General features: G+C 42.2%; 15 protein-coding genes. 7 read left to right on the forward strand and 8 right to left on the reverse strand.

Annotated features, from left to right (window positions below; translation table 11 throughout):
- Window positions 1–200 precede the first annotated feature (200 nt).
- Window positions 201–5,600, forward strand: coding sequence for an alpha-2-macroglobulin family protein (locus tag VK664_RS01205; protein ID WP_461396767.1), 5,400 nt, complete (start codon window positions 201–203; stop codon window positions 5,598–5,600).
- 120 nt (window positions 5,601–5,720) lie between these two features.
- On the forward strand, window positions 5,721–6,929 hold the full coding sequence (locus VK664_RS01210; protein ID WP_461396768.1) for an MFS transporter: 1,209 nt from the start codon (window positions 5,721–5,723) through the stop codon (window positions 6,927–6,929).
- On the opposite strand, the gene VK664_RS01215 is transcribed toward VK664_RS01210, so the two are convergent.
- The 3 genes from VK664_RS01215 to VK664_RS01225 form a co-directional block, all read right to left on the reverse strand.
- Entirely contained in the window at window positions 6,918–7,898 is a 981-nt protein-coding gene (locus VK664_RS01215) for a toxin-antitoxin system YwqK family antitoxin (RefSeq protein WP_461396769.1), read from the reverse strand. The two genes, VK664_RS01210 and VK664_RS01215, sit on opposite strands and share 12 nt — an antisense overlap.
- 237 nt (window positions 7,899–8,135) lie before the next feature.
- Window positions 8,136–9,197 (reverse strand): energy transducer TonB, encoded by a 1,062-nt coding sequence (locus tag VK664_RS01220; RefSeq protein WP_461396770.1) that lies wholly within the window; start codon window positions 9,195–9,197, stop codon window positions 8,136–8,138.
- A gap of 79 nt (window positions 9,198–9,276) precedes the next feature.
- Window positions 9,277–10,989: a M14 family metallopeptidase gene (locus VK664_RS01225; RefSeq protein ID WP_461396771.1), complete on the reverse strand. Its 1,713-nt coding sequence runs from the start codon at window positions 10,987–10,989 to the stop codon at window positions 9,277–9,279.
- 243 nt (window positions 10,990–11,232) lie between these two features.
- On the opposite strand from VK664_RS01225, the gene VK664_RS01230 reads away from it, so the two are divergent.
- Complete coding sequence (locus tag VK664_RS01230; protein WP_461396772.1) at window positions 11,233–11,670, forward strand: BP74-related protein; 438 nt, start codon at window positions 11,233–11,235, stop codon at window positions 11,668–11,670.
- 313 nt (window positions 11,671–11,983) lie between these two features.
- Here VK664_RS01230 and rpsT read toward each other — a convergent pair whose 3' ends face one another.
- Entirely contained in the window at window positions 11,984–12,259 is a 276-nt protein-coding gene (rpsT, locus tag VK664_RS01235) for a 30S ribosomal protein S20 (protein ID WP_461396773.1), read from the reverse strand.
- A gap of 399 nt (window positions 12,260–12,658) precedes the next feature.
- On the opposite strand from rpsT, the gene VK664_RS01240 reads away from it, so the two are divergent.
- The 3 genes from VK664_RS01240 (at window position 12,659) to VK664_RS01250 (ending at window position 18,046) form a co-directional block, all read left to right on the forward strand.
- Window positions 12,659–15,487, forward strand: a complete 2,829-nt coding sequence (locus tag VK664_RS01240) for a 2-oxoglutarate dehydrogenase E1 component (RefSeq protein WP_461396774.1) — start codon at window positions 12,659–12,661, stop codon at window positions 15,485–15,487.
- Between the two features lie 85 nt (window positions 15,488–15,572).
- Window positions 15,573–16,838, forward strand: coding sequence for a 2-oxoglutarate dehydrogenase complex dihydrolipoyllysine-residue succinyltransferase (gene odhB, locus VK664_RS01245; protein WP_461396775.1), 1,266 nt, complete (start codon window positions 15,573–15,575; stop codon window positions 16,836–16,838).
- Between the two features lie 8 nt (window positions 16,839–16,846).
- Complete coding sequence (locus VK664_RS01250) at window positions 16,847–18,046, forward strand: RsmB/NOP family class I SAM-dependent RNA methyltransferase (protein ID WP_461396776.1); 1,200 nt, start codon at window positions 16,847–16,849, stop codon at window positions 18,044–18,046.
- 120 nt (window positions 18,047–18,166) lie between these two features.
- On the opposite strand, the gene VK664_RS01255 is transcribed toward VK664_RS01250, so the two are convergent.
- The 3 genes from VK664_RS01255 to mnmA all read right to left on the reverse strand — a co-directional run bounded on the left by VK664_RS01255 (window position 18,167) and on the right by mnmA (window position 22,685).
- Entirely contained in the window at window positions 18,167–20,449 is a 2,283-nt protein-coding gene (locus VK664_RS01255) for a S8 family peptidase (RefSeq protein ID WP_461396777.1), read from the reverse strand.
- Between the two features lie 53 nt (window positions 20,450–20,502).
- Complete coding sequence (locus tag VK664_RS01260; protein WP_461396778.1) at window positions 20,503–21,387, reverse strand: hypothetical protein; 885 nt, start codon at window positions 21,385–21,387, stop codon at window positions 20,503–20,505.
- A 200-nt stretch (window positions 21,388–21,587) separates the two neighbouring features.
- The gene (gene mnmA / locus VK664_RS01265; RefSeq protein ID WP_461396779.1) at window positions 21,588–22,685 is read right to left on the reverse strand and encodes a tRNA 2-thiouridine(34) synthase MnmA; all 1,098 of its coding nucleotides are present in this window, start codon (window positions 22,683–22,685) and stop codon (window positions 21,588–21,590) included.
- Window positions 22,686–23,238: 553 nt separating this feature from the next.
- Here mnmA and VK664_RS01270 point away from each other — a divergent pair.
- On the forward strand, window positions 23,239–23,670 hold the full coding sequence (locus tag VK664_RS01270; RefSeq protein WP_461396780.1) for a single-stranded DNA-binding protein: 432 nt from the start codon (window positions 23,239–23,241) through the stop codon (window positions 23,668–23,670).
- A gap of 87 nt (window positions 23,671–23,757) precedes the next feature.
- Here VK664_RS01270 and VK664_RS01275 read toward each other — a convergent pair whose 3' ends face one another.
- Window positions 23,758–25,077: a hypothetical protein gene (locus tag VK664_RS01275; protein WP_461396781.1), complete on the reverse strand. Its 1,320-nt coding sequence runs from the start codon at window positions 25,075–25,077 to the stop codon at window positions 23,758–23,760.
- Window positions 25,078–25,131 lie beyond the last annotated feature (54 nt).

The raw sequence follows: 25,131 nt of genomic DNA on the forward strand, positions 1-25,131 counted from the left end.
CCATTAGCTAACTAAAGTGCCGGTTTGAGTTTTTCTATTATGCGATTTAAGAACCATTTTCTACTTTTAAAAGAATTAACGAACATAATTATTAAATGCATACAACGCTTTAACAGCTTAAGCCAGTCTTGATAAATATCTGTCTTACTAATATAATATAAAACCAATCATTGCAATACTCCAACAATTAACCCTTACCTATGCGCTCAAGATCATTGTTTTCTTTGATTCTTATTTTCGCTTTTTTGTCCTGCAACAGAAACATCGTTAACCTCGATTATACAAATGCTAAGGACGAAGTTCCAACACTTGGTAACCTCATCTTCAGATTTGATAAGGCACTGGTAAAAGATTCCCTGGTCAATAAATGGGATTCTACAGAATATGTATCATTTACACCTGGTATACCTGGTAAGTTTCGCTGGGAAAGCCCGGACCAGCTTGTCTTTTCGCCTTCAAAACCATTGCCACCAGCTACAAGCTTCAAGGCTACATTGAAAAGCGATATACTACAGTATTCAGCTTTTGACAAGATTGGCAAATCCGATAAAATTATTTTTACTACTCCGGCTCTGAAGCTTGAGAATACAAATATCACCTGGGTACTCACGGATGAAAGTTCGAATTCCGCATTGCCACAGGTTGATCTCTATTTTAATTATCCCGTTGATCCCGCCAGCCTGAAAGACAAGTTATCTGTTAACATTGATAATAAGCCTATCACTTACTCAGTCAATACCTTATCTCCCGATAGTAAAATTTCGATCCGTCTCAGTGGTTTGAAATTAAAGGATGATGATCTTTCAGCCTCTCTGGTCGTGCAGAAGGGAATCATACCCCAGGGCGGAAACAATGCAACTACTACCGACCTGAAATCTGAGCTGCTGATTCCTTCACCGTTTAATCTCACGGTAAATGAAATCACCACTGAACACAATGGCACGGGTGGAGAGATTTATGTGCGGACCAGCCAGCAGATTGTTTTAGATAAGCTTTCGTCCTTACTGAAAATCACACCGGCCGTCAAGTTCAACACTGAGTTGACGGATGACGGTTTTGTTATACGAAGTGAACAATTTGATGTTGAAAAGACCTATGTTCTTGATGTTGAAGAAGGTTTGCGCGGACGTATTGGCGGAGTTCTTCGTGAGCCTTATACAAATAATATTTCTTTTGGAGAGCTGGAGCCATCTATCAGTTTTGTAAACAGCAAAGCAGTTTATCTCTCCGGAACGGGCAACCAGCAAATAGAAATGCGCATTGTGAACGTGCCTAAAATAAAAATAGTTATTTCGAAGATTTATGAATCGAACCTTCTTTTGGCACAACGGTATGGCTATTATCCAAAAGATAATAACTGTGACGGCGATTACTATGGAGATGAATACGAAAGCAATAATCCGAACCTTGGTGATATCGTTTATGAAAAAGAAATTGATACCCGCTCATTACCAAAATATGGCAATTCGAGATTACTGAAGTTTAATGTGGAAGACCGGCTTGCCGAGTTTAAGGGTATATATCATATAAAAGTGAGATCAGACAAAGACTATTGGCTGAGCGACAGCCGGTTTATTTCAAAATCGGATATAGGATTGATAGCAAAAGAAGGAAAAGATAAATTATACGTTTTTGCAAACAGCCTGCAAACCGCTATGGCAATGCCAGGTGTTAATGTAGTGATCTACGGAAACAATAACCAGGTATTGGGTGTTGGTGCTACCAAAGAAGATGGTGTTGCGGAAATTGCTTATACCAGGAAAGAATTCGCAGGTTTCAGACCCGCCATGGTGATTGCCAAAACTGAATCAGATTTTAATTACCTGCCTTTCTCGAATACCAGGGTAAATACATCCAGATTTGAAACCGGTGGTAAAACCATGAATCAAACAGGACTCGATGCTTTTATCTATGCGGAAAGAGATATTTACCGGCCGGGAGAAAAGGTCAACTTTTCGGTGATTATGCGTGATGGGAACTGGAAAAGTCCGGGGGAGTTGCCCGTGGTGCTGAAATTTTTATTGCCAAATGGAAAGGAACTTAAAACTTTCCGGAAGACTTTGAATGAACAGGGTTCCATTGCCGGGGACGTCGATCTGGCTGTTTCTGCTATTACAGGTTCCTATTCTCTCGAGGTTTATAGTTCAAACGAAGTGTTGCTGGCAAGCAAAAGTTTCAGTGTGGAGGAGTTTGTACCAGACAGGATTAAAGTAACTGCACGGCTCGATAAAACAACTCTTGTGCCTGCCGAACCGGTTTTGCTTTCAATCAATGCTGTCAATTTTTTCGGACCCGCGGCTTCAAACAGGAATTACGAAGCAGAAATCCAGGTTAAGTCTAAATACTTCCAGGTAAAAAACTATAGTGGTTTCAACTTCGCTATTCAAAACCAGGCCGTTTCAAACGAAAAAGTACTGCGTGAAGGTAAAACGGATGAAAGGGGTAATGCCACTGAATCTTATCTCGTGCCCGGCATCTTTAAAAATATGGGTTTACTGGAAGCTGATTTTTATGCAACGGTTTTTGATGAAACCGGCCGGCCGGTAAGCAGGATGGTTAGTGCAGACATATTTACACAACAACAATTTTTTGGAATCTCTGATGATGGATATTCTTACTACCCGCTTAATCAACCTATCCGTTTCCCGGTACTCGCGGTTGATAAAGACCAACGCGTATTAAACGGCGTAAGGGCCCAGGTAAAAATTATCAAACATGAATACCGGACCGTGCTTTCAAAAGCGGGTAGCTATTTCCGTTATGAATCCCAACCAGATGACAAGTTATTGACGGACCAGGAAGTTTCGATTAGCGGTGATAAAACAAATTACACTTTCACACCCCGTTCTCCCGGCAATTACGAGTTAAGATTATATTTGCCAGGCGCAAATAGTTATGTGAGCAAATCATTTTACAGTTATGGTTCATGGGGAAATAATAACAGCTCGTTTGAAGTTAATACAGAAGGCAATATTGATATAAGCCTTGACAAATCCGGCTACCAGCCTGGTGAATCTGTAAAAGCCCTGTTTAAGGCACCTTTTAATGGCAGGATGCTGGTAACATTAGAAACGGATAAAATACTTTCATACCAGTACGTTGAGGTTTCGAACAGAACGGCTTCATTGGATTTGAAGATGACTGAAGCGCATATGCCCAATGTTTATATCACTGCAAGCCTGATTAAACCCCATACTGTATCAGATATTCCGTTAACTGTTGCCCATGGTTTTCAAAGTATTAAAGTAGATGCTAAAAGCCGGATAATTCCGGTAGAAATTATCGCGGCCAAATCTTCGAGATCAAGAACCCATCAGAAAGTTACGGTCAGGGCAAGTCCGGGTAGCTTTATCACTTTAGCTGCTGTAGATAATGGCGTATTGCAGGTCACCGGCTTCCAGACACCTGATCCTTACGGCCATTTTTATGCAAAAAAAGCGCTTGAAGTGAATGCATTTGATATGTACCCGCTTTTATTCCCTGAACTTAAGGCTAATCTCAGTAGTACCGGCGGAGATGGGGAGCTCTCCATGGATAAGCGAACCAACCCAATGCCGGCCAAACGTGTTAAAGTGGTTTCATACTGGAGTGGGATTAAAAAATCAAACAGTAATGGCGAATCAGGTTTTGAATTTGATGTGCCACAGTTCAGTGGTGAAATCAGGCTGATGGCCGTAGCCTATAAGGACGATCAGTTTGGATCTAAGGCTTCGGCTATGACCATTGCAGATCCGTTGGTACTCAGCTCTTCACTACCAAGGTTTTTATCTCCTAATGATACCGTAACCATGCCGGTAACGGTTACAAATACCACAGCCAAAACAGCAACTGCCAGTGCTTCCCTGCAGGTTAGCGGTCCGTTAAAGGTAGTAGGCAGCAATACTCAAACGTTGAATCTTACAGCTAATAGTGAAACCCGTGTAGTGTTCAGGGTAGTTGCTTCACCGGCTATCGCTACGGGAAAAATTCGTGTTGAAGTGCAGGGAATGGGTGAAAAATTCAGCGAAGAAACAGAGATCGGAGTGCGCCCGGCTGCTCCCCTGCAGATTAGTACCGGCAGCGGGTCCATCAATGGTGCTTCCACACAAACTGTTACAATAGCAACAAGGGATTTTCTGCCGGGCACTACCGATTACCAGCTTGTCGTAAGCCGTAATCCCGCACTGGAACTTGGAAAACAATTCCGATACCTTGTTCAATATCCATACGGATGTACTGAACAGACCATTTCAGCTGCTTTCCCGCAGTTGTACTATGGCGATATTGCTGAACAGCTTTTAGGAAAGTCGTCGGCTTCAACCAATGCAAAGGCTAATGCCAACTATAATGTCGGTGAAGCGATCCGTAAAATCAAGTTGCGTCAGTTATATAATGGGGGTGTTACACTATGGGATGGAGAGGGATCAGACAACTGGTGGACCAGCATTTATGCAGCACATTTTCTGCTTGAGGCGAAGAAAGCCGGGTTCGAAACCGATAAAAAATTGATTGATGGATTGCTGCTATACATCAATGCAAAACTTAAAAATAAACAAACGATCACTTACTATTATAATCAGAAAGAAAAGAAAAAGATAGCCCCGAAAGAAGTTGCATATGCGCTATATGTACTTGCAATTGCAGGTCAGCCTAATGTGAGCGTTATGAATTATTATAAGGCAAATCCGGCTTTGTTGAGCCTCGACAGCAAGTACCTGCTTAGTGTGGCCTATGCCGTTGGTGGCGATAAGGTAAAGTTCAGGGAGTTGTTGCCAGGTTCGTTCAGTGGTGAGGTTGCTGTGCCGGAAACAGGTGGTAGCTTTTCATCTGACATCCGGGATGAAGCGATCTCACTCAATTCACTTTTGGATGTGGATCCGGGCAATCCCCAGGTTCCGGTAATGGCTAAACATGTTGCGGATAAATTAAAACAACGAACCTGGTTTAATACACAGGAAAGTTCCTTTGGCCTGTTGGCAATAGGAAAGATGGCAAAGGCTGCAGCTAAAGCAACCATTACGGCTGATATAAAAGTAAATGGCAAATCAGTTGGTAAATCAAATGGTCAGGTTTTAAAGTTAAATGCAGCACAACTGAAAGGTACTAATATTGAAATTGCAACAAAAGGCGAAGGACGATTGTACTATTTCTGGCAATCTGAAGGGGTCAGTGCCAGTGGGGACTTTGTTGAAGAAGATAATTTTTTAAAAGTTCGTAAAAGATTTTTTGACCGAAATGGTAAGCCAATATCAGGCAGGCTTTTCCAGCAGAATGATCTTGTGATTGTTGAACTGGCCCTGGAAAAAACTTTTGGCGGATTGATCCAGAATATCGTGATTACCGATATGCTTCCTGCCGGTTTCGAAATTGAAAATCCAAGAACCCGTGAAATACCTGGCATGGAATGGATAAAAAATGCTGCTACTCCTACTTCCCTGGATGTGAGAGACGACCGGATAAATATGTTTGTTGACCTGCATAGTAACAAGCAGGTATATTATTATGCCGTTCGTGCTGTTACCCCGGGTGTATACAGGATGGGACCGGTTAGCGCGGATGCAATGTACAACGGCGAATATCATTCATATAACGGAGCAGGAACCATCGAGATAAGACAGTAATAGATATAATATAGATCCGTCACAAATCTGGTTAGATAGCATCACCTATATTAATTAGGATCGGTAAAAATGCAATGCCGATCTTTGCGACCCGATTGCTTCCGGAACTAATATAATATTATGACCTGGAAAGAACGAATGATGCTGCTGATCCTGGCCTGCCTCAACTTTACACATATACTGGACTTTATGATCATGATGCCATTGGGTAACTACCTGATGCCGCATTTTGGAATAAGTACCCGGTTCTTCAGCCTGATTGTTGCCGCATACCCTATTACAGCTTTTGTGAGCGGGATAGTAGCGGCATTTTATGTTGACAAATTTGATCGTAAAAAAATCCTGCTCTGGGCTTATATTGGCTTTATAGCCGGTACTATTTGTTGTGGTATCGCTCCCGATCCTTATTTCCTGATCGCTGCCAGAATAGTTACAGGCTTATTCGGTGGTTTAATCGGCGCGCAGGTGTTATCTATCATTGCTGATGTTTTTCCTTATGAAAAAAGAGGAAGGGCTATGGGTACTATTTTTACTGCCTTTTCCATCGCTTCAGTTTTTGGCGTGCCGTTTAGCTTATATCTCGCGAACCTGATCAGCTGGCATGCGCCTTTTATTTTTATCGGGCTTGTGGGACTGTTAGTTATTCCATTGATCAGTAAATTTCTTCCATCCATGACATCGCATATGGTGCCGCTTGGAGAGTTGCGTTATAAACCGGATGTCAGGAAAGTATTGCGCGATATGTTTAATAACAAGAGCCAGTTGATGGCGCTTAGTTTATCAGCGTTTTTAATGCTTGGTCATTTCCTGATCATACCATTTATCAATCCTTATCTCGAATTCAATCTAGGATTCTCAAAATCACAGACACCGATGGTGTATATGATTGGAGGAGCCTGTACATTGGTTACGTCACCCTTGCTTGGAAGGATGGCGGACCGGTTTGGCAAACTGCGGATCTTTATGATTTCATTGATTGCATCTCTTGTACCTATCTTCCTTATCACCAATATGCCGGCAATTCCTTTTGTTTATGTACTCGCCGTTTTTGCCTGCTGGTTTGTGTTTTCAACAGGTCGTAACATACCGGCCCAGGCTATGATAAGTACTGTTGTTGAGTCTGCCCAGCGGGGACAATTTATGAGTTTCAACTCTTCATTTCAACAATTGTTCACCGGGATTGCTTCTCTTATATCAGGGCTGATTGTCACAGAAGGAGCTAATGGTAAGATCAGCAATTACGACCTGGTGGGATATCTCAGTATCCTGATCGTTGGCGGAAGCCTTTATCTTGGTATTCGTCTCGCAAGAAAACAATCAATCAGCTAGAGGCAGAACTGCCTTGAATGATTTACGATGGGTCTCACGTCCAAAACGATCAAAAGATCTGACATAAAGCAGCTGACCCTGTTTATTGTAAAACTTCCAGGTATCCACTTTGTGTCCACTTGAATAAAATCCGTGGGAGCGGGTAGCTCCATCATCCAGCCATTCTTCCCAGATACCTTCCCTAAGACCGTTTTTATAATAACCACTATCTTTTACAGCCCCATTTTCAAAGAAGTTCATATAAAGACCGTGATGTAAACATTCTGCAAAAGGTGGAAAGTAAAATGATTCCTGGTTAATGTTATTGGCAACACGTTCATTGAGCGTCAGCCAACCGTTAAAAGATGAAAAGTTGACAGGATGCGCTGCCAGTGTATGAAATGAATAGTCGGGATGCAAAAACGAGTAAGCAATTGCCATATCCCTTTTGGCGATTTCTGCAATAGAAGAATTTACTGATTTTGAATTCCGGCGAGGAATATCCTGTTTGGCTTTTTCCAGTTTGAAAGCGTCATAAGTCCTGATAAATCGCAGCTGGCCATTGGGATACCAGCTCTTCCATAAGCCATCCGGAATGTTGTTTTTGATGTTCCCTGAATCGCATAACTGATACTGGTCAAATTTACTGATCCAGTTTCCCTTTAATTTATTCCTTTTATAATGGGCAATAAATTGTGTATCCCCTGTGGCCGATAAACCCACCAAAGTACCCGGGCTGATAGCTACACTTGCCGAAGCGCTGCTTTTGTGGATGGGGATAGGCTTTTTGATCCTTTGAAATATATTGTTCGTAGCCTGGCTGTTTACCGGTGATCTGTATTCGGGATGAGCATTTGATCCGGCAAAAAGATTTTCTTTTACAAGTTCCCTGGGTGTTTCTCTCAGGTCAATTGCAGCCTGGTCCTGTTGGGCAAATACAGACAAAAAACTTAGGGTGGTGATGACCGTTAGATAGAAGGAATTTTTCATAGCAATACACAATTTCAACGTGACGAATCGCTGTGCAAAGATACTTGTAGCTGTTAAACGCAATCAATTGTTAGTCCAATTTACATGTTAAAAAATAACAAATACCAAAGGAAATTTGTCATCAACATCTGTCAGAAAAAACTATATAAAAAATTTTGGGAGATAGTTTGCCAATAACAGAAAAATGGTAAAAATTTTCCAGTTTTAGAGAAGATTAATGGTAATTTGAATGAAAGGTCATTGGGATTGACGATAAAATGGCACCTCGAATTGCATAGGAAAATCTATCACCCTATTATGAGAAATTGCAGGAGACCATTTTTCGATCGTGCTGAAGAAACGTGTTACTTCGTCGCTGAATAATTGATGAGGTGATTCAACAATTTTGAAGTTTGTTAAATCCCCATTTTTTGTAATCACGTACTCTACCTTAACCTTGCCCTGAATATTGGAGTTCAAAAGCCCTTTTGGCCAGAAGACGTTGTCAAGCACATAATCAGAAAAATTGTCAAATGGTCCCAGTGGAAACGGCGGCTTCAGTATTGAACAGTAATTACCTTCCTTATTGCCTGAAGAGTCATAACAGGTCATTGACTGCAGTTTTCCATTCCTGTAAGTTTCTTCTGTACTCTTATTCCCATTTTCGCGGTAAAAAGTCCAGTTACCGGTTATACTATCGAGTTGATAATTGCCTTCAGAGGACAAGGTACCGTTAGCGTACCAGGTCTTCCATAAACCGGTTTTAGAATCAGCTTTGTACATCCCGGAGTCCTGCATTTGTCCGTTCAAATGATATGTTATACCCAGCCCTTCTCTTTCCCCTGGATAAGGGGAGATTTCTGGCAGGATGGTCGTGGATTTTTTTGGAGCAGGGTTAGCAGTTTTCCCGCTTGGTTCTTTTGCATAATTCAGGCTGATCAACAGTTTGCCTGTCGGGCTCCAGGATTGCCATAGACCACACATAACATTATCGATAAGCAGGCCGGAGTCTTTCAGCTGTCCGTTAGAGTGCCAGTAGCGCCATAATCCCTGCGGTACATTTGACACATATGATCCTTCCATGGCTTTTACGTTTTTACCATGAAATAAAAGATAAGATCCGTTTTTTATGCTGAAGTTTTTATCCTTATAATATGCCTTCAACAGCATTGAAGCATCGGGATATACCGCAAACAGTAACCAGCTATCGGTTTGTTTGATTCCCATGGCCAGGTAAGATGATTTTGCTTTGGATGTAAACTGCAGCTTATCATCAAGGTATTTCCTGATAGTGTCATTTTTCTGTGCAGATAGAGACAAGGCTGTTAATATTAAACAGCCTAATATCAATGACTTTATGGAGCATTTATTTAGCAATTCAGGCAACATTATTCAAATTCTACTTTATGATTCTGTAAACAGGATATTGTAAATGCGCCGGCTCATAATATGGCGAATTTTTATAGATAAAATCAAGCTGGGCTGAACCGTTTTTTGAAAAAGCAGTATCAGTTGTCCGGCGATCTTCAAGTTTCTTTTTAAGGTCCGGATTTTTCTGAAGATAGTCGAAAGCTATGTCTTCAAAAGCATAAGCACTAAAGCCTTCTTTCTGACCGAGTATCCCATCAAAAAAATTCCAGGCAAAATACGAGTCATCGGCCTGAGGTTCCAGCACTTCCATCAGGAAACGGTTTCCGATCTGATTCATTGGGATTATATAATCACCTTTTCTAAACTTCAACAGCGCTTTTGAAATGGTGAGTTTTACATCACTATTCAAATGGTGCATTTCGTATGGCCTGGCAGCAGATTTATAATCTTCTATCCGGTAAACTTCCACTTCAATACTGCTGTCATTTGCAAGCTGTCTCATTTGTATTTTATTGATCTTAAGAAGATCTGTTATCTTCCACCAGCCTTGTGGAATTATATATGCAAATGGTTTGGTTGCTTCTGCTTTAGTGCCGAAGTCATTAAAATATTTTACTGTTTTTTCATAAGGTTTATTCCGGTCATAGTATAACCTTGGCTGGCCGGAAATATCACTTGGTTTTCTTATAGCTTCAAAGCCTTTGAAATTAACAGTCCCTGATTTCGTCCGGTCAAGCGACCACCCAAGTGGAAAATTCTTTTGGTCTTTTACAGCTGTTTTTGTCTGATCTCTCAATCTTTTTATTTCCGCACTGTTTTCGCTGGCGAAGGCAATGAATGATTCCATCAAAGCAAACGTGGATTCTACCCGTTGTTTGTAACTTTTCAACATATGTGTTTCCGGAACAAATGCAAAGGTGTGCCACAGTGATGCATAACCGCTGCTGTATCTTGGCCCATCGAAATATGCTACCATTCCTGCATCAGGAGTGCCTCCTCCAAAACTGACATAAGGCACCAGGTCGTAGCCTTTATCCTTCATAAGTTTGTAGATGCCTGGTTCAAAAATTTTATTCATGTATTCGCCCATTACGCCGCCAAGTTTGCTATGTTGAGAACTTAGCAGGGTCATTATATGCTGGTAGTCGGCACCGTTACTAACATGATTGTCAACAAAAATATCGGGGTCAGTAAGATGGAATATTTCCGCAAAAGATCTGGCTTCCCTGGAATCGCTTTTTATAAAATCCCTGTTGAGATCGAGATTTTGTGAATTTCCACGGAACCCAAATTCTGCCGGCCCATTCTGATCTACCCTGAAATTTGCACTGCGATTCAAACATCCGCCAATATTATAAACGGGTATTATGGCCAGTACAACATTTGGCGGTAATTTATTTTTTCCGGTAACGATATCCCTTACAAGCAACATGCTGGCATCAATACCATCAGGTTCGCCAGGATGAATGCCATTATTGATAAGTATGATCCTTTTGTTTTTCTTCCTGAGACTGTTAAAATCAAAATCTTTATCGGGGCTTACAATGACCAGGTGTAGAGGAAAGCCGGCATCACTGGGACCCATTGTTCGCATACTGATTTGTGGATACCTGGCATCAAGCATTTTCCACCAGGAAACAATCTCCTGGTATGCTGGTGTTTCGGTTGCATGGCTTGTTTCGTAACGTGTTGCGATTTGTTGCGCCTTGATACCAGGCAGAAAAAAAAGTAGTACGGACAAGCATAGAAAAGCTTTTAAAAACAGTTTACTCATAAGTATCAACACCTGAAGATGAACTATAAATGTAAGCCGCCTTTGGCTGCAAACGATGTTTTACTGATAAAAAACAGGCATAAAAATAAGCGCTGGTGAAGCTGACCCGGAGAAAAACTTAAAGAGTTGTGAAATCCTCACAATGTATTTTTTTGTGCAACGATGATAATCGACAGCATGTCAGCATTTAAAATCAGTAAAAACCTATTTATGAAAAATGTAGCAATTATGATGATTTCCTTATGCGTATTACTGTTTGCGTGTAAGAAAGAAAGTGATGACAAGATGCATTATTATGAAATTGGCCTTGAAAATGGAGGCGAAGATTGGCGGGATACAAGCTTCGTGGCAGCAACCGAAGATCCGCAACTGATTGACAAAATCAATGCCCAGCTCAATTTGCCTGTAGCACAGAGAAAAATCATTATCGGGAGCCTGGTGCGAGGTAATGGTGGGTATAACAAAAATGCTACCCATGCCTTTAAGTGGCGGCTCAAAGAAGATGATTGGACGCTTACGGATTTCAGTATTGAAATTTATGATGGCCGGCCCTATAATGACATCGACCTGCATCTCGATTATTGGATGGATACGGTGAAGCGTTTTAGCCCCTGGTCATCCTATATCAAGCGGGAGATAAACAAGTGAGCCGGGTCAAAAGTCATAGCCCTATTGTTGTGATTAATTTCACTATCCCGACTTAAGCCGAAGTCTAATCCTGATATCTGCCCAACCCTGAAAGGGTTGACTTCGCATGGCCGGGGGTGAAACCCGTGGAAAACAAAAAGGCTGTCCCATTACTGAGACAGCCTCTTTTAATATATTAGAAACTGGTTGCCAGATACATGTTCCGAATTAATTCCGGGATAGCAAGGCTGGATTGCAGCCCGCCTTTGTACCTGTACCTGCCTTAGTTCATAGTTCAGCGCAGGCGTAGAACACCCACACACCTCAATGAAAACTAAGCAGCCGGAGTAGCCGGCGTAGCCAGTGCGTTAACTCTGCGGGTGAGCTTGCTCTTTAGGTTAGAAGCTTTATTCTTATGAATGATGCCGCGTTTAGCAAGCTTGTCAATCATAGAAGCTACATCAACCAGCTGACCTGAGGCAGCCTGATGATCCTTCAATTCCTTCAGATCGCGGATAGCGTTACGGGTAGTTTTACCGTGGTAACGGTTACGATCTCTGCGCTTGCTAGCCTGGCGCATATCCTTTTTTGTAGCTTTGTGATTTGCCATTTAAATCGAAAATTTTGGAGGGCAAAGGTAAGGGAATAAAACGTAAAACCGAAGCTGCATCTCAAAAATCTTTCAATATTTACGCTACGGGCGCTATTTGGAGCAATTATGGATGGTTTGAGAACCCGGAACCCTATCGTTCGCCCCGGCTTTAGCCTGGTTGAGCTGTGTGCAGGCTCCCCTGGTTGCGCCTAATTTTAATGACTAAAATCCTCAAAATCAGTTTAATTCCTAGAAGAAATTACACGATATTTGTGACCCAATTGTGCAGTAAGCTACGGCTTTACAGCATATTAACAATCAGGCAATGTCTATGAAACCGGGCATGAGATTTCCTTTTGTAGCAAAAGAATGTTACACCGAGGCTCCGTCCGGCAAATAAAAATTTATAATAAACGGATGAAAGATTTTTCGTACATCACCAATTCTCACCCATCTTTTATCGAGGGGCTGTATCAGGATTATCTCAATAACCCGGAAAGTGTTGATCCTGAGCTGAAGAAGTTTTTTGAAGGGTTCGATTTTGCAATGAGCCAGGGCGGTGGCAGCACTATTCCGGTTAATTCGGGTGCCAAAAGCACGGGTTCAAATGGTAATACCAATGGAAACTCCAATGGTAGTTCCACGGAAACTGCACAGGCCGGGACGATCACTGAAAGCAGCAATGGCAGTATAGACTGGCGAAAAGAAGTTGCAGCCTACAGGCTGATCCTCGGTTATCGCAATAAAGGGCACCTGGTTGCCAAAACCAATCCAATTCGCACAAGGAAGGATAGGGGCGCGAATATAGACCTGGGATTTTATGGCTTCACTGAAGCTGATCTTGATAAAACTTACAACGCAGGGAACCTGATTGGTCTTGGTGTAACCAGCCTGAAAAATATCGTTTCCCATCTGCAGAAAGTTTATGCTTCACATGTGGGAATCGAGTTTAAATATATCAGCGATCAGAAAAAAGTTGACTTTCTGACCAATGAGATGGAGAAAAATTTCACTCAACCGCTACCGCTGGAAAAAAAGAAACGCATCCTGGAAAAACTCAACCAGGGTGTTATGTTCGAAAAGTTTTTACATACAAAATACATAGGGCAAAAAAGATTTTCGCTGGAGGGGGGTGAAACAACGATTGCGGCCCTGGATTCAATTATAAACACCGCTACGGAATACGGCGTTCAGGAAGTGGTTCTCGGTATGGCACACCGTGGTCGTTTAAACGTGCTGGCGAACATCATGGGTAAAACCTATGAAGAGATATTCTCTGAATTTGAAGGAAAAAGCCTGCCCGATCAAACCATGGGCAGTGGCGATGTAAAATATCACAAAGGTTTCAGCAGCGAGATCACCATGCCTACCGGCAAAAGCATCTATCTGAAATTATGTCCCAACCCTTCGCACCTGGAAGCAGTGGATCCCGTTGTCGTGGGGTTTGCCCGGGCAAAGGCCGATGTGCTTTATAACAGTGATTACGATAAGATCCTGCCTATCCTTATACATGGAGATGCCTCTGTTGCCGGCCAGGGGATAGTTTATGAAGTGTTGCAGATGTCGGGTCTTGAAGGATATTATACGGGCGGAACCATCCATTTTGTAATCAATAACCAGATTGGATTTACCACTGACTTTGATGATGCACGTACCAGTGATTATTGTACATCTATCGCATCTATGGTGCAGGCGCCTGTTATGCATGTTAACGGTGATGACGCTGAGGCAGTAGTAAAATGTGTCGAAATTGCAACGAGATACAGGCAGGAATTCAATTCAGATATATTCATTGATATGGTTTGTTATCGCCGTCATGGTCATAACGAGGGCGATGATCCAAAATTCACCCAGCCAAAATTATATGCCCTGATAGACAAACATCCGAATCCACGGGAAGTTTACACCAACTACCTTTTGGAAAACGGAGAAAAGGATGCAAAGGAAATGGCGAGGGATATGGAGAAGAAATTCTGGGCAGATCTGCAGGAGCGGCTTGATGAAATAAAACAAAATCCACTTCCCTACAGGTACCAGCAACCGGAGATAGCCTGGCGCAACCTGCGTAAAGCCACTGACGCGGATTTCAAATCGTCTCCAACGACTGCAATCAGCGAAGTAGATTTTAAGAAGATCTTTGATGCTTTGATGGTTTGGCCAAATGATTTCAAACCCCTGAAAAAAATCGAAAAAATTCTCCAGGATAAAATAAAATTATTTAATGAAGAAGGCAAGTTAGACTGGGCAACCGGTGAACTGATGGCATATGGAAGCCTGATACTTGAAGGAAAGGATGTTCGGATGAGTGGACAGGATATCCGCAGGGGTACCTTCTCACACCGTCATGCTGTTTTGAGAGATGAGGAAACCGATAAAGATTATAATCGTTTAAGTAATATTCCCGGCGGGAAAGGACAATTAAGAATATTTAATTCTTTCCTGAGTGAATATGGCGTGCTTGGATTTGAATATGGTTATGCTATGGCAAACCCGGAAGCATTGGTTATCTGGGAAGCACAGTTCGGTGATTTCGCAAACAGTGCGCAAATAACCATAGATCAGTTTATTACCGCCGGCGAACAGAAATGGAACCGGATGAACGGTGTAACGATGCTGCTTCCACATGGATATGAGGGACAGGGACCCGAACATTCGAGTGCAAGGATGGAGCGATTTCTCCAGATGTGTGCAGAATTGAATATTGTTTGCGTTAACATCACAACGGCAGCTAACCTGTTCCACGGATTGAGGAGGCAGATAAACTGGCCATTCCGTAAGCCGCTGGTCATCTTTTCACCGAAAGCAAACCTCAGGCACCCCGGAACTTATTCAAAAAAAGAAGCATTTACTTCGGGTGGTTTCCGCGAAGTGATCGATGATATTTTTGTGACCAATGCAGAAGAAGTTAAAACCGTACTTTTCTGCAGCGGTAAAATTTATTATGACCTGGCAGAACGCCAGTTGAAAGACAACCGTAAGGATATCGCGATCATCAGGCTCGAACAGCTATATCCATTGCCAGTTGAACAGCTGGAGGCACTTTATAACAAGTATAGTAAGTCCACCTGGTTCTGGGTGCAGGAAGAACCATTAAACATGGGGGCAGCTTCATTTCTGCAGATGAATCTGAAAAGTATCAATTACGGTGTGATCAGTCGCCAGCCTTCAGCAGCTACAGCTACCGGTTATGCGAAAGTGCATGCTCAGGAACAGGCCGAAATTATTGACACTGCATTTTCATTCTGACAATAAACATGAAAAGATAACCAACGAATCAATAGTGAACCGGGAAAGGGCCCGGAATCAAAAATAAAGAATAGAAAAAATTGTTATGATCGAAATAAAAGTTCCAACAGTAGGAGAGTCAATAAGCGAAGTCACTTTATTGAAATGGACCAAAAAGGACGGTGATTATGTGGAACGTGATGAAGTTATTGCAGAACTGGAAAGTGAAAAAGCAACATTTGAAGTAAATGCTGAAAAGGCAGGAATATTGAAGTTCACCGCCAATGAAGGTGATACATTAAAAATAGGAGATACGCTGGCTTCCATCGATGAAACAGCTGCTAAACCAGAAGGCGCTGCTAAAGAAGAAAAACCCGCAGAGAAAAAAGCGGAAGCTGCACCTTCCCAAAATGCCGCAGTACAACCGCCTTCTGGCGGCGAGGCAAAACCATCAACCAAAGACGCACCTGTAACAGCGGTATCAAACGATGTGAAAGCATCACCAGTAGCTTCTGCGATAATAGCAGATAAAAAAATTGACCCATCCTCCATTGCTGCCACCGGAAGCAATGGCAGAATTCTTAAGAATGATGTGCTTTTTGCTTTGAATAATCCTGGCAGAACTCCCGGGAAAACAATGTTTGCCCGCGAAGAGCGTCGTGAAAAAATGAGTAACCTGCGTAAGACTATTTCACGCAGGCTGGTGGAGGCGAAAAATACCACCGCAATGCTTACTACCTTTAACGAGGTGGATATGACAAAGATCATGGCTCTGCGCACCCAATACAAAGACAAGTTTAAGGAAAAGCATGGTGTGGGACTTGGATTTATGAGCTTCTTCACAAAGGCTGTTTGTTTTGCTTTGCAGGAATGGCCTGCCGTTAATGCTTATATAGACGGAGACTCAATCGTCTATCATGACTTTTGTGATATCTCAATAGCAGTATCTGCACCTAAAGGACTGGTAGTGCCGGTTATTCGCAGTGCTGAAAGCCTGAGCATGGCAGAGATTGAAAAAAAGGTAGTTGAACTGGCGGGCAAAGCAAAAGATAATAAACTATCAATGGAGGAAATGCAGGGAGGTACATTTACCATTACCAATGGTGGAGTATTTGGCTCGCTGATGAGTACTCCGATAATAAATATCCCTCAGAGCGCAATCCTGGGCATGCATAAGATCCAGGAAAGGCCTGTAGTTGTCAATGGTCAGGTGGTGGTCAGACCAATGATGTACCTGGCTGTGAGCTACGATCACCGGATAATCGATGGGCGCGAATCGGTTAGTTTCCTGGTGAAAGTAAAAGAACTGCTCGAAAATCCGGAACTGCTGCTCTTTGGTAAGGATCCTGTAAAGACCTTACTGGAACTGTGACCTAAACAATGAAATATTTTTCCCATCTTAATACTGCTGTCGAGATCCTGAGTTTATATGATGGGAAAATTCCTTTCCATTATTTTATTAAAGAGTTTCTCAAACTCGACAAGAAATATGGATCTAAGGATCGCAGGAATATTTCAAGACTTTGTTATGCAGCACTGAGAACCGGCAAGGCCTTTCCAAAATGGTCAACTGAAAATAAGATAAGAGCAGGTTTGTTTTTATGTACAGACGTCCCGGACCAGGTTACGGAACAATTAATCGGTGACTATAATGAAATAATTGCAGCGGATAAAATTGAAAAATGGCGGATAATTTCAGGATCATATCAAAGTGAATTCGAAATTGAACGTAACCAGGCCAGGAACATTGCTTCCATATTCCCGGTCACCGCACCTGAATTCAGCAAAAACATGGATGCTGATGAATTCCATTATTCTTTTTTTCAACAGCCGGATTTGTTTTTGAGAATCAGGCCGGGTAATGAAAAAACTGTTTTGGAAAAACTTACATTGAACAACCTTCCCTTTGAATCATTGCCTCCTTCCGCAATCCGTTTACCTATCAGCACCAGGCTCGACGAATTGCTGGAAACAGATAAAGAGATAGTGATTCAAGATTATAGTTCACAACTGACCGGGTCATTGCTTAGCAACCTGCCCACAGAAATAAAATTCGTATGGGATGCGTGTGCGGCCAGTGGTGGAAAATCTTTAATGGTTTGTGACTTGTTTAAAAATATCCGTCTTACCGTTTCGGATATACGCAGTTCAATTATATTCAATCTCGAAAAACGATTCCATCAGGCAGGAATAAAAAATTATCACGCTTATATTGTTGACTTAGCCGGTGATTCACCATTGCCATTTGATCAGCAACAGGACCTGGTTATTGCGGATGTTCCCTGCAGCGGCTCTGGTACCTGGAGCCGTACACCGGAGCAACTCACTTATTTTGATCCTTCAGCTATTGACTACTACCAGGATCTCCAGCGAAAGATAGTTCAGCGTATAGTCCCTATGATAAAGCCAGGGGGCTTTCTTCTATATATAACCTGTTCAGTTTTCCAAAAGGAAAATGAAGACAACGTTGAATTCCTAACATCAACCTTAAATATGGAGTTGCTGGAACAAAAACTCATTTCAGGATTTAGGTTAAAAGCAGATACGATGTTTGCAGCATTGTTAAGAAGAAAGTGGTAAGGGGTGAGTGGTGAGTGGTGAGTTATAGTGGTGAGTTATAGTGATGAGTTATAGTGATGAGTTATGAATTCTGTGTTTGAGTGAAAGTTTTGGAATACAAAATGCATTATCACTCACCACTCATTTAACGATTTTCTGCTGATAAACTGATTTATTGTCGATTTGAATACTGGCGATATATACTCCGCGGGCGAGGTTGTATGTAGGAATGCGCACATGATAATACCCACCTGGTTTGGATCCATTATAACGATACATGACGCGACCATTAACATCGTGAATAACCACGTTTAGTTTAGATGCCGCAGCTGTAGTATTCATCATGGCCAGCACATAATTTTCAAAAGGACTCGGAGTAAAGAAATAACCATCCCGGTCATAACAGGGGGTCAGTGTTGTGAAAGAAGATGGCTTGCTATAGAAAAGAGTATCCTGGCCAAGACTTACCTGCAGCCGGTAGCTGAACGTTCCCGTGAGTTGCGAAGATATCGGATCTTTATAAGTATAAGTTTTAGGACCGCCGGCATTATAGTTTCCTGTTCCTTTAAACGTTTTCATCGGTGCATATGCGTTAGTACCCGGGAGCATTCTTTCAAGATGATACACAACGGATGAATCATCTCTCATGGACCAACTTAGGTCAGTGATACAATTTGTAAAGCTCGTACCTAATTTCAATGAATCTGCCACAACAGAAGACCAGTTATTGGTAAAAGCATATTCAGGACTCAGGAAACTGGTGTCCTTACCAATAACAACCCTAACCCGGTAAATGAACTGCCCTGCAATAGTGGTTCTCAATGTGTCATGCCTTCCATAAGAATCAAGGGCTAGTGCCGGATGAGTAGTTTTTATACTGTCTATTATTGAAAACTGACTGCTGCCTGGTATTTTTCTTTCAATGATATATGCAACAGAACTATCAGCATTCATAGTCCAGTTTAATGCTAATGCAGCATTGGAAAATGAAAATGATGGTTTAAAAGATTGAGCCATTAAAAGCTCATATGCTTTTCTGAAATTTGGGATACCATAGCCGAAAAAATTATCAGGCGAATGGTATTTATGTGAACTTTTCTGGACCACATCAATGATGTCCATATTACTTCTTTCGGGGAATGCCTGCCATAGACAAGCTATCAAACCGGCCATGTTTGGATTGGAAAAGGATGTTCCGCTTCCGGCGGATGGGTTACCACTTGCTGGTGCAAATACCGTCCCGACCCCAACAGAAACTATATTCGGTTTTATCTTTCCTGCACCATTTGGCCCCTGGCTGCTGAAACTACCAAGGTTGCCGTTTACATCAACTGCACCGACTGCCACGACACTATCACCGTCAGCTGGTACCACAACATATTTGTTTTCACCCGCTTCCAGTCCCGAATTGCCCGCACTATTCATGACCAGTATACCCTTTTTTGCTGCGAGGTCTGCCCCACGGGTAATCATAGCTGTATTACCATCACGTTGAGCATGGCTATAGCTCAGGGAAGGATCATCATAATTATAATATCCAAGCGATGTACTGAAAATTTTTACACCGGCACTGTCTGCAAATTCCGCAGCTGCAATCCAGTTCTGTTCTTCAACCGGCATTTCAGAATACGCATCTTCTGTTCTGAACAACCAGAACCCTGCATGCGGTGCTGAACCAACTATAAAACCGGGGCGGTTAGATGCAATGATAGAAAAACACGCGGCACCATGATCATGATCTTCATTCACGCTTTCTTCGTTGGCTACAAAATCCCAGGTGCCTAATATTCGCCTCTGCAAACGTACACTGTCAAAAGCCGGGTTGCTTTTATAAGACCAGAATCCGGCATCCATTACTGCCATTTCAACGCCTTTGCCTGTATATCCCCGGTTATGAAGAAATTCACCTTCATGAAGATGAATTTGCCCAAACGAGTTTCCATAGTTCAATGATTGTAAAATACCAAGCTTATCCTGGATAGATTTTACACCAAGCATTTCCGGCTTATCCAGGCTTATTACAGGTTCATTAAATTTATTTACCGGCACCGGTGGAACTGAATTGTTGGCGACTTTTTTTATTGATTTTACAAAAGGAAAACTGTTGATCTTAGCCAATGCAGCGGGATCATTGGTTCGAATTAATACCTGGTTTAACCATTTTGATTTATTAAATATCACCACATTCGGAACTGCAGCAATACTATCCAGGTAAGCAGGAGCCAATGGCAGATCTGTGCTATCGATAGTAAGATTTTGCGTTGTTCTTCGCGCGATAGATTTTGCAGAAAGATAAGTGGAAGGGTTCGAAAAGCTATGTGGAGTTCCCTTTTTATCAGTCAGCTGTATTATGTGTTTTGAATATTGCCCATAGGAGGTTATTATGCACAGGCAAAAACAGGCTAACAAAAATAGGTGCTTCATAAGATCAGGTTCTGGGTCAGATTTATTGGATCAACGAGTCAGTAATCAACGAATCAGTTATGATCCATCATCCTTAGTTTTATACCACCACCTTCATAATAAGAATTAGTGATGACAGAATCTTTGCACTTTTTGTTCCATCCCGACAAAGTACTGACTGAATCGCATTTTGCCGGAGCCGTATTGCAATTGATGGTGTCACAAACATTATTTACGCACCTTGTGTAGTAACAGTTTGCAGTAGTATAAAAAACCTGGTAGGTATAATGCATAAATTCGCGGTAGATCAGGCCCACTTCTTTTGCGTAAACTTCTTTTCCGAAGGTTCGCTCGCTGTAGGATTTATCATCGTCAGGGTTGCCAAGTGTTTCATCTATCTGGTTAACAGTTACAGTATTTTGAATCATCTGACCATTGAACACCGGGAAAGGCATTCCGGTATTTTCATAAGTATAATCCCAATCGAACAGGAAGTCGTAGTTCCAGTTCGGGTCAGGTGAATTAAGATTAATGTATCTGTTTCCTTTCCAGGTGAAACCATCCTTAATAGGCAACCTCATTTTTTCATACCGGAAATTTTCTTCTACTACCTCCAGGACTTCCCGTGTTGGGGTAACGAGATAGGTGATATTTGTGGTCCAGGGTTTCGTGCCCAGGGTGTCGCGCAGGTAACGCACCACTCTCCATCCGGGCCGGCCTGAGTTGTCTGTAATCGCAGCTTCCACTACATCTTTAGCTTCGTAATAAATGGTCGTGTCACTGGCCCCGAAAGCAGTAAATTTCATGGAGTCAAGCCGGTAGCGGATAAATTTTCCGACTTGCACAGAATAGTATTCATCAATTTCGTCGGAGGCATAAGTCTCTGATTTTTTTTCGCAGGAAATAAATACAATGATAACGAGAGTCAGGACAGTGATGCAGTATGCCAGCCTTTTCATGAAATGCCAGTTGGTTATGGTTCGTAATTCAACATTTACAGGGCAATGTTTGCAGATTACCCGTGCTGATTTCAGCATTTGTTGAACGGCATATCGTGCTTATTATTGTCCTTTTGGCCGCGAATCAGGGTCCTGGCCGGGATATCAATTATTAAAAACTGACCTTTGAGGGCAGAATCAGGTGAGGACAGGATGAGAGATTATCGGTCCCTTTGTATGATACCGCCACCAATTACATCATCACCCTCATAGAACACTGCGCTTTGTCCGGGTGCGATTCCCTTTGCATCCTCATAAAACCTCACATTGATTCCTTTTTCATGATTATACAGATTTGAGAGGCTGCCCTTGTCTTTATAACGGATTTTGGTACTCGCTTCCATACCATCTGTGATCCCGTCGTATTTGAGCCAGTTGATTTTTCCAACAATAGCTTCCGGGCGGTTGAGGTCTACCTCATCACCGAGCACTACCGTATTGGATTCCGGGATAATGTTGGTGACATATACTGGCTTACCGAACGCAATATCCAGCCCTTTCCTTTGGCCGATGGTATAAAAAGGATATCCTTTGTGTTTGCCCAGGATATGGCCGTTCTGATCGACGAAGTTTCCTCCGGCAACACGCTCTTCAAGTCCCTCCACCCGCCTTTTCAGGAAACCACGGTAGTCGTTATCCGGCACAAAACAGATTTCGTAGCTTTCGCTTTTTTTAGCAAGTTCGGGGTAACCATAATCCAGGGCCATTTGCCTGATTTCTGGCTTACGGTATGGCCCAAGCGGTAATAAAGTACGCTTAAGCAGGTCCTGTTGGAGTCCCCAGAGCACATAACTCTGATCTTTGAGTTCGTCTACCCCTTTGCTCACCATAAATCTGCCATTGGTATGCTGGCTGATCTTTCCATAGTGCCCGGTAGCGATGAATTCGCAGTCGAGGGCATCGGCCCGTTTTAGCAACGCCCGCCATTTTATGTGAGTGTTGCACATTACGCAGGGGTTGGGAGTATGACCGGCAAGATATTCTTCAACAAAGTTTTCAATTACAAAACCTCCGAATTCGTCTCTTATATCAAGTATAAAATGGGGAAACCCGTGTTGAACTGCGGCCATCCTCGCATCGTTAAATGAGTCGATATTGCAGCAGCCGGTTTCTTTTTTGCTTCCGCCGCTGGCAGCATAATCCCATGTTTTCATGGTGATACCCACCACTTCGTAACCCTCATCATGGAGCATCAGGGCGGTTATGGTACTGTCAATACCTCCGCTCATAGCTACCAATACTTTTCCTTTCCGGCTCATTTTCCTGCTAATTAGGTTGCAAAATTACAAAAAATCTTTCTGCATGCCAGTATTTGGCTTTTGCAGATCTCTCTAACACCTGCCGGGGCCTGAATGTTCAGCTATTTTTCCCATTGATACTGACTCATTTCTTTGTTGCCGTTCATTCAGATTCAACCACCTGAGCTCAATTAACAAAAAGATTAATACTGCGGCTTGCTTTAAGTCGTGGGTCGAGGTTGTGCATTAAATGATAGGTGAAGAAAATCGGAATGTGTAAACCAACCTGCCAAGGGCTGACTTTCTTATCTTTCGCATAGGATCAACTGTAGATGTCCTTTAATATGCGGACGCTTTGCGTTAGGCGGTGTAGCTTCAGCGTGTCGGGCATTTGGGCTATGGTTTGTCGAGGATATGAAAGAATTTATGGGATATAACCTGTTGCATTGAAATAATAAAGAGGTAAACCTGGGTTTTTTGGGGAAAAATTGGGCATTCTGTAGTGTTTCTACTTTGGGTGGCACCCGGCAATTGAAGTAATTTGCTGTATTAATTCAAACAAAAATTCAGGCATATGATAAAGTTACAAGCTATTGGACATCTGGGGAAAGATTGTATAACCAATACCGTTAATGGAAAAAACGTAATAAATTTTTCTGTGGCTCACACGGAGAAATATAAGGACGCGCAAGGGAATCTTGTTGAGAAGACAACCTGGGTAGACTGCGCATATTGGACCGACCGTACAGCTATATCACAATATCTCCGTAAAGGGACACAGGTTTATGTAGAAGGGATTCCTGAAGTGAGAACATATCCCAAAAATGATGGCACAACAGGTGCTTCTCTCACCATGAAGGTGTTTAACATTCAGCTGTTAGGAGGAAAATCAGAAAACGCCGGTTCTGGTTCTCCTGCTCAACAACAAGGTAATTCCTATAGCGGCAGCCGTGAACAGAATGTTGCCCAGGAAATGTCAGAACCTGTTGACGATTTGCCGTTTTAATTTGATTTATGCATGCGGGGTTTCATCTGAACTGGTGAACCCTGCAATTACTTTCGAACAGCGTTCCGTTATTCGAACAACATATATTTATCTTTCGAAAGCTTTGACCCATTTCTCGACTTCTTCACGGGTCACTGCTTTTTGTTGGTCATCTACATTGATAACATAGAGATATCCATTTTTGCCAGGAGAAGCACTGTAAGTTGAAACAAGTCCATATTGCTCACTCATCAATAGTCTGCCTGTAGTAACGTTCCACTGTTCACGCGCACAAAGACAACCCATGGTTGGTGTTAATGGGTAAAAAGGTTTTCCTGCATAATATTCCGGGTCTATAGTAGTGCCATGAGCAATGATCTCGGATCTTCCTGTTTTGCCGGCATACCAGGCCTCCATCATAGGAGCGTAGCTTCTCCAGGAATTGGGCAGTAGTTGTCTGTACTGAAGCATGGAATCCTGCCCCGGTACCAATGGCTGGTGAAAATATCTATCCCATGAATCTTCAAAAGGCATGGTCATCTGCAGATTTGGAGTTGGTCCTATCCAGTTGATTCTTGATACAGCCGTACCCTGTAAACTAAAAACACCCTGCGGTGTACTTCCGTTCGTTATGAAATAAGGAAGATCTGAAGCTGATCTTGCCAACTGTTGAAATACAAGTAAACGGCCGTTTGCATCCCTGGCAAACCGCCCATTTGCATGTTGTATAACTGCGAGGCCCGGATAGTCGCGGTTCCATCGCTGCAATGAATAAATAACTTTTCTGCCAACCATTTGCTGATGTTCAAACAGCCTTGTAATATCAGGTGACTTTTTACGATTGCCGGGACTATAACTGTTGATATAACGCTCCAATTCAACCAGTACATCTATAGAATCGTATTCAGGAAACTTTTCAACCATCGCAATTTTTAAATCGTTCCGGTTATCTGTAACCGTGTCCTTACGCAATAAATATGCTGCTGCCATTGCAAACAGGATCGGCTCTGATTCATTCAAAAATATTGATTTGATATTTTTGTAATATTCATCGGGATAAACGGCATACACTGCTTCCAGGAATGATCTTCTCGTTTCCGGCTGCAACCATTCATAACCGGTAAACAACTGGTTGAATCCAGACTTTATCACGGAGCCATCAAAAAGAAATTGTGAAATGGCAAGACAAGCCGATTCAAATTTGTGCTCGTTGTTGCTATCAAGTTTTTCATTAAAAGTTTTGGCAACAATATTTTCACGAAGGTCTTTATCGAGTCTTGCACGTTTTTGGTAAAGTACATAGTCGGAATAAATGTCCTGGCTTGTGCCCTGTGAAAAAAGCGAGCGCGTATTGAATACAAAAAAAAGAAGCATCAATACCGAAAAGCGGGCGGGCATAAAGAAAATGCGAAAAGAATTTTTATACATCAATTTTTATACATCAAACAATTAAGTTCCTGGAATTAAAGATAATATTTTAAG

Source organism: Flavitalea sp., assembly GCF_035489435.1.
GTDB lineage: Bacteria > Bacteroidota > Bacteroidia > Chitinophagales > Chitinophagaceae > DATHKG01.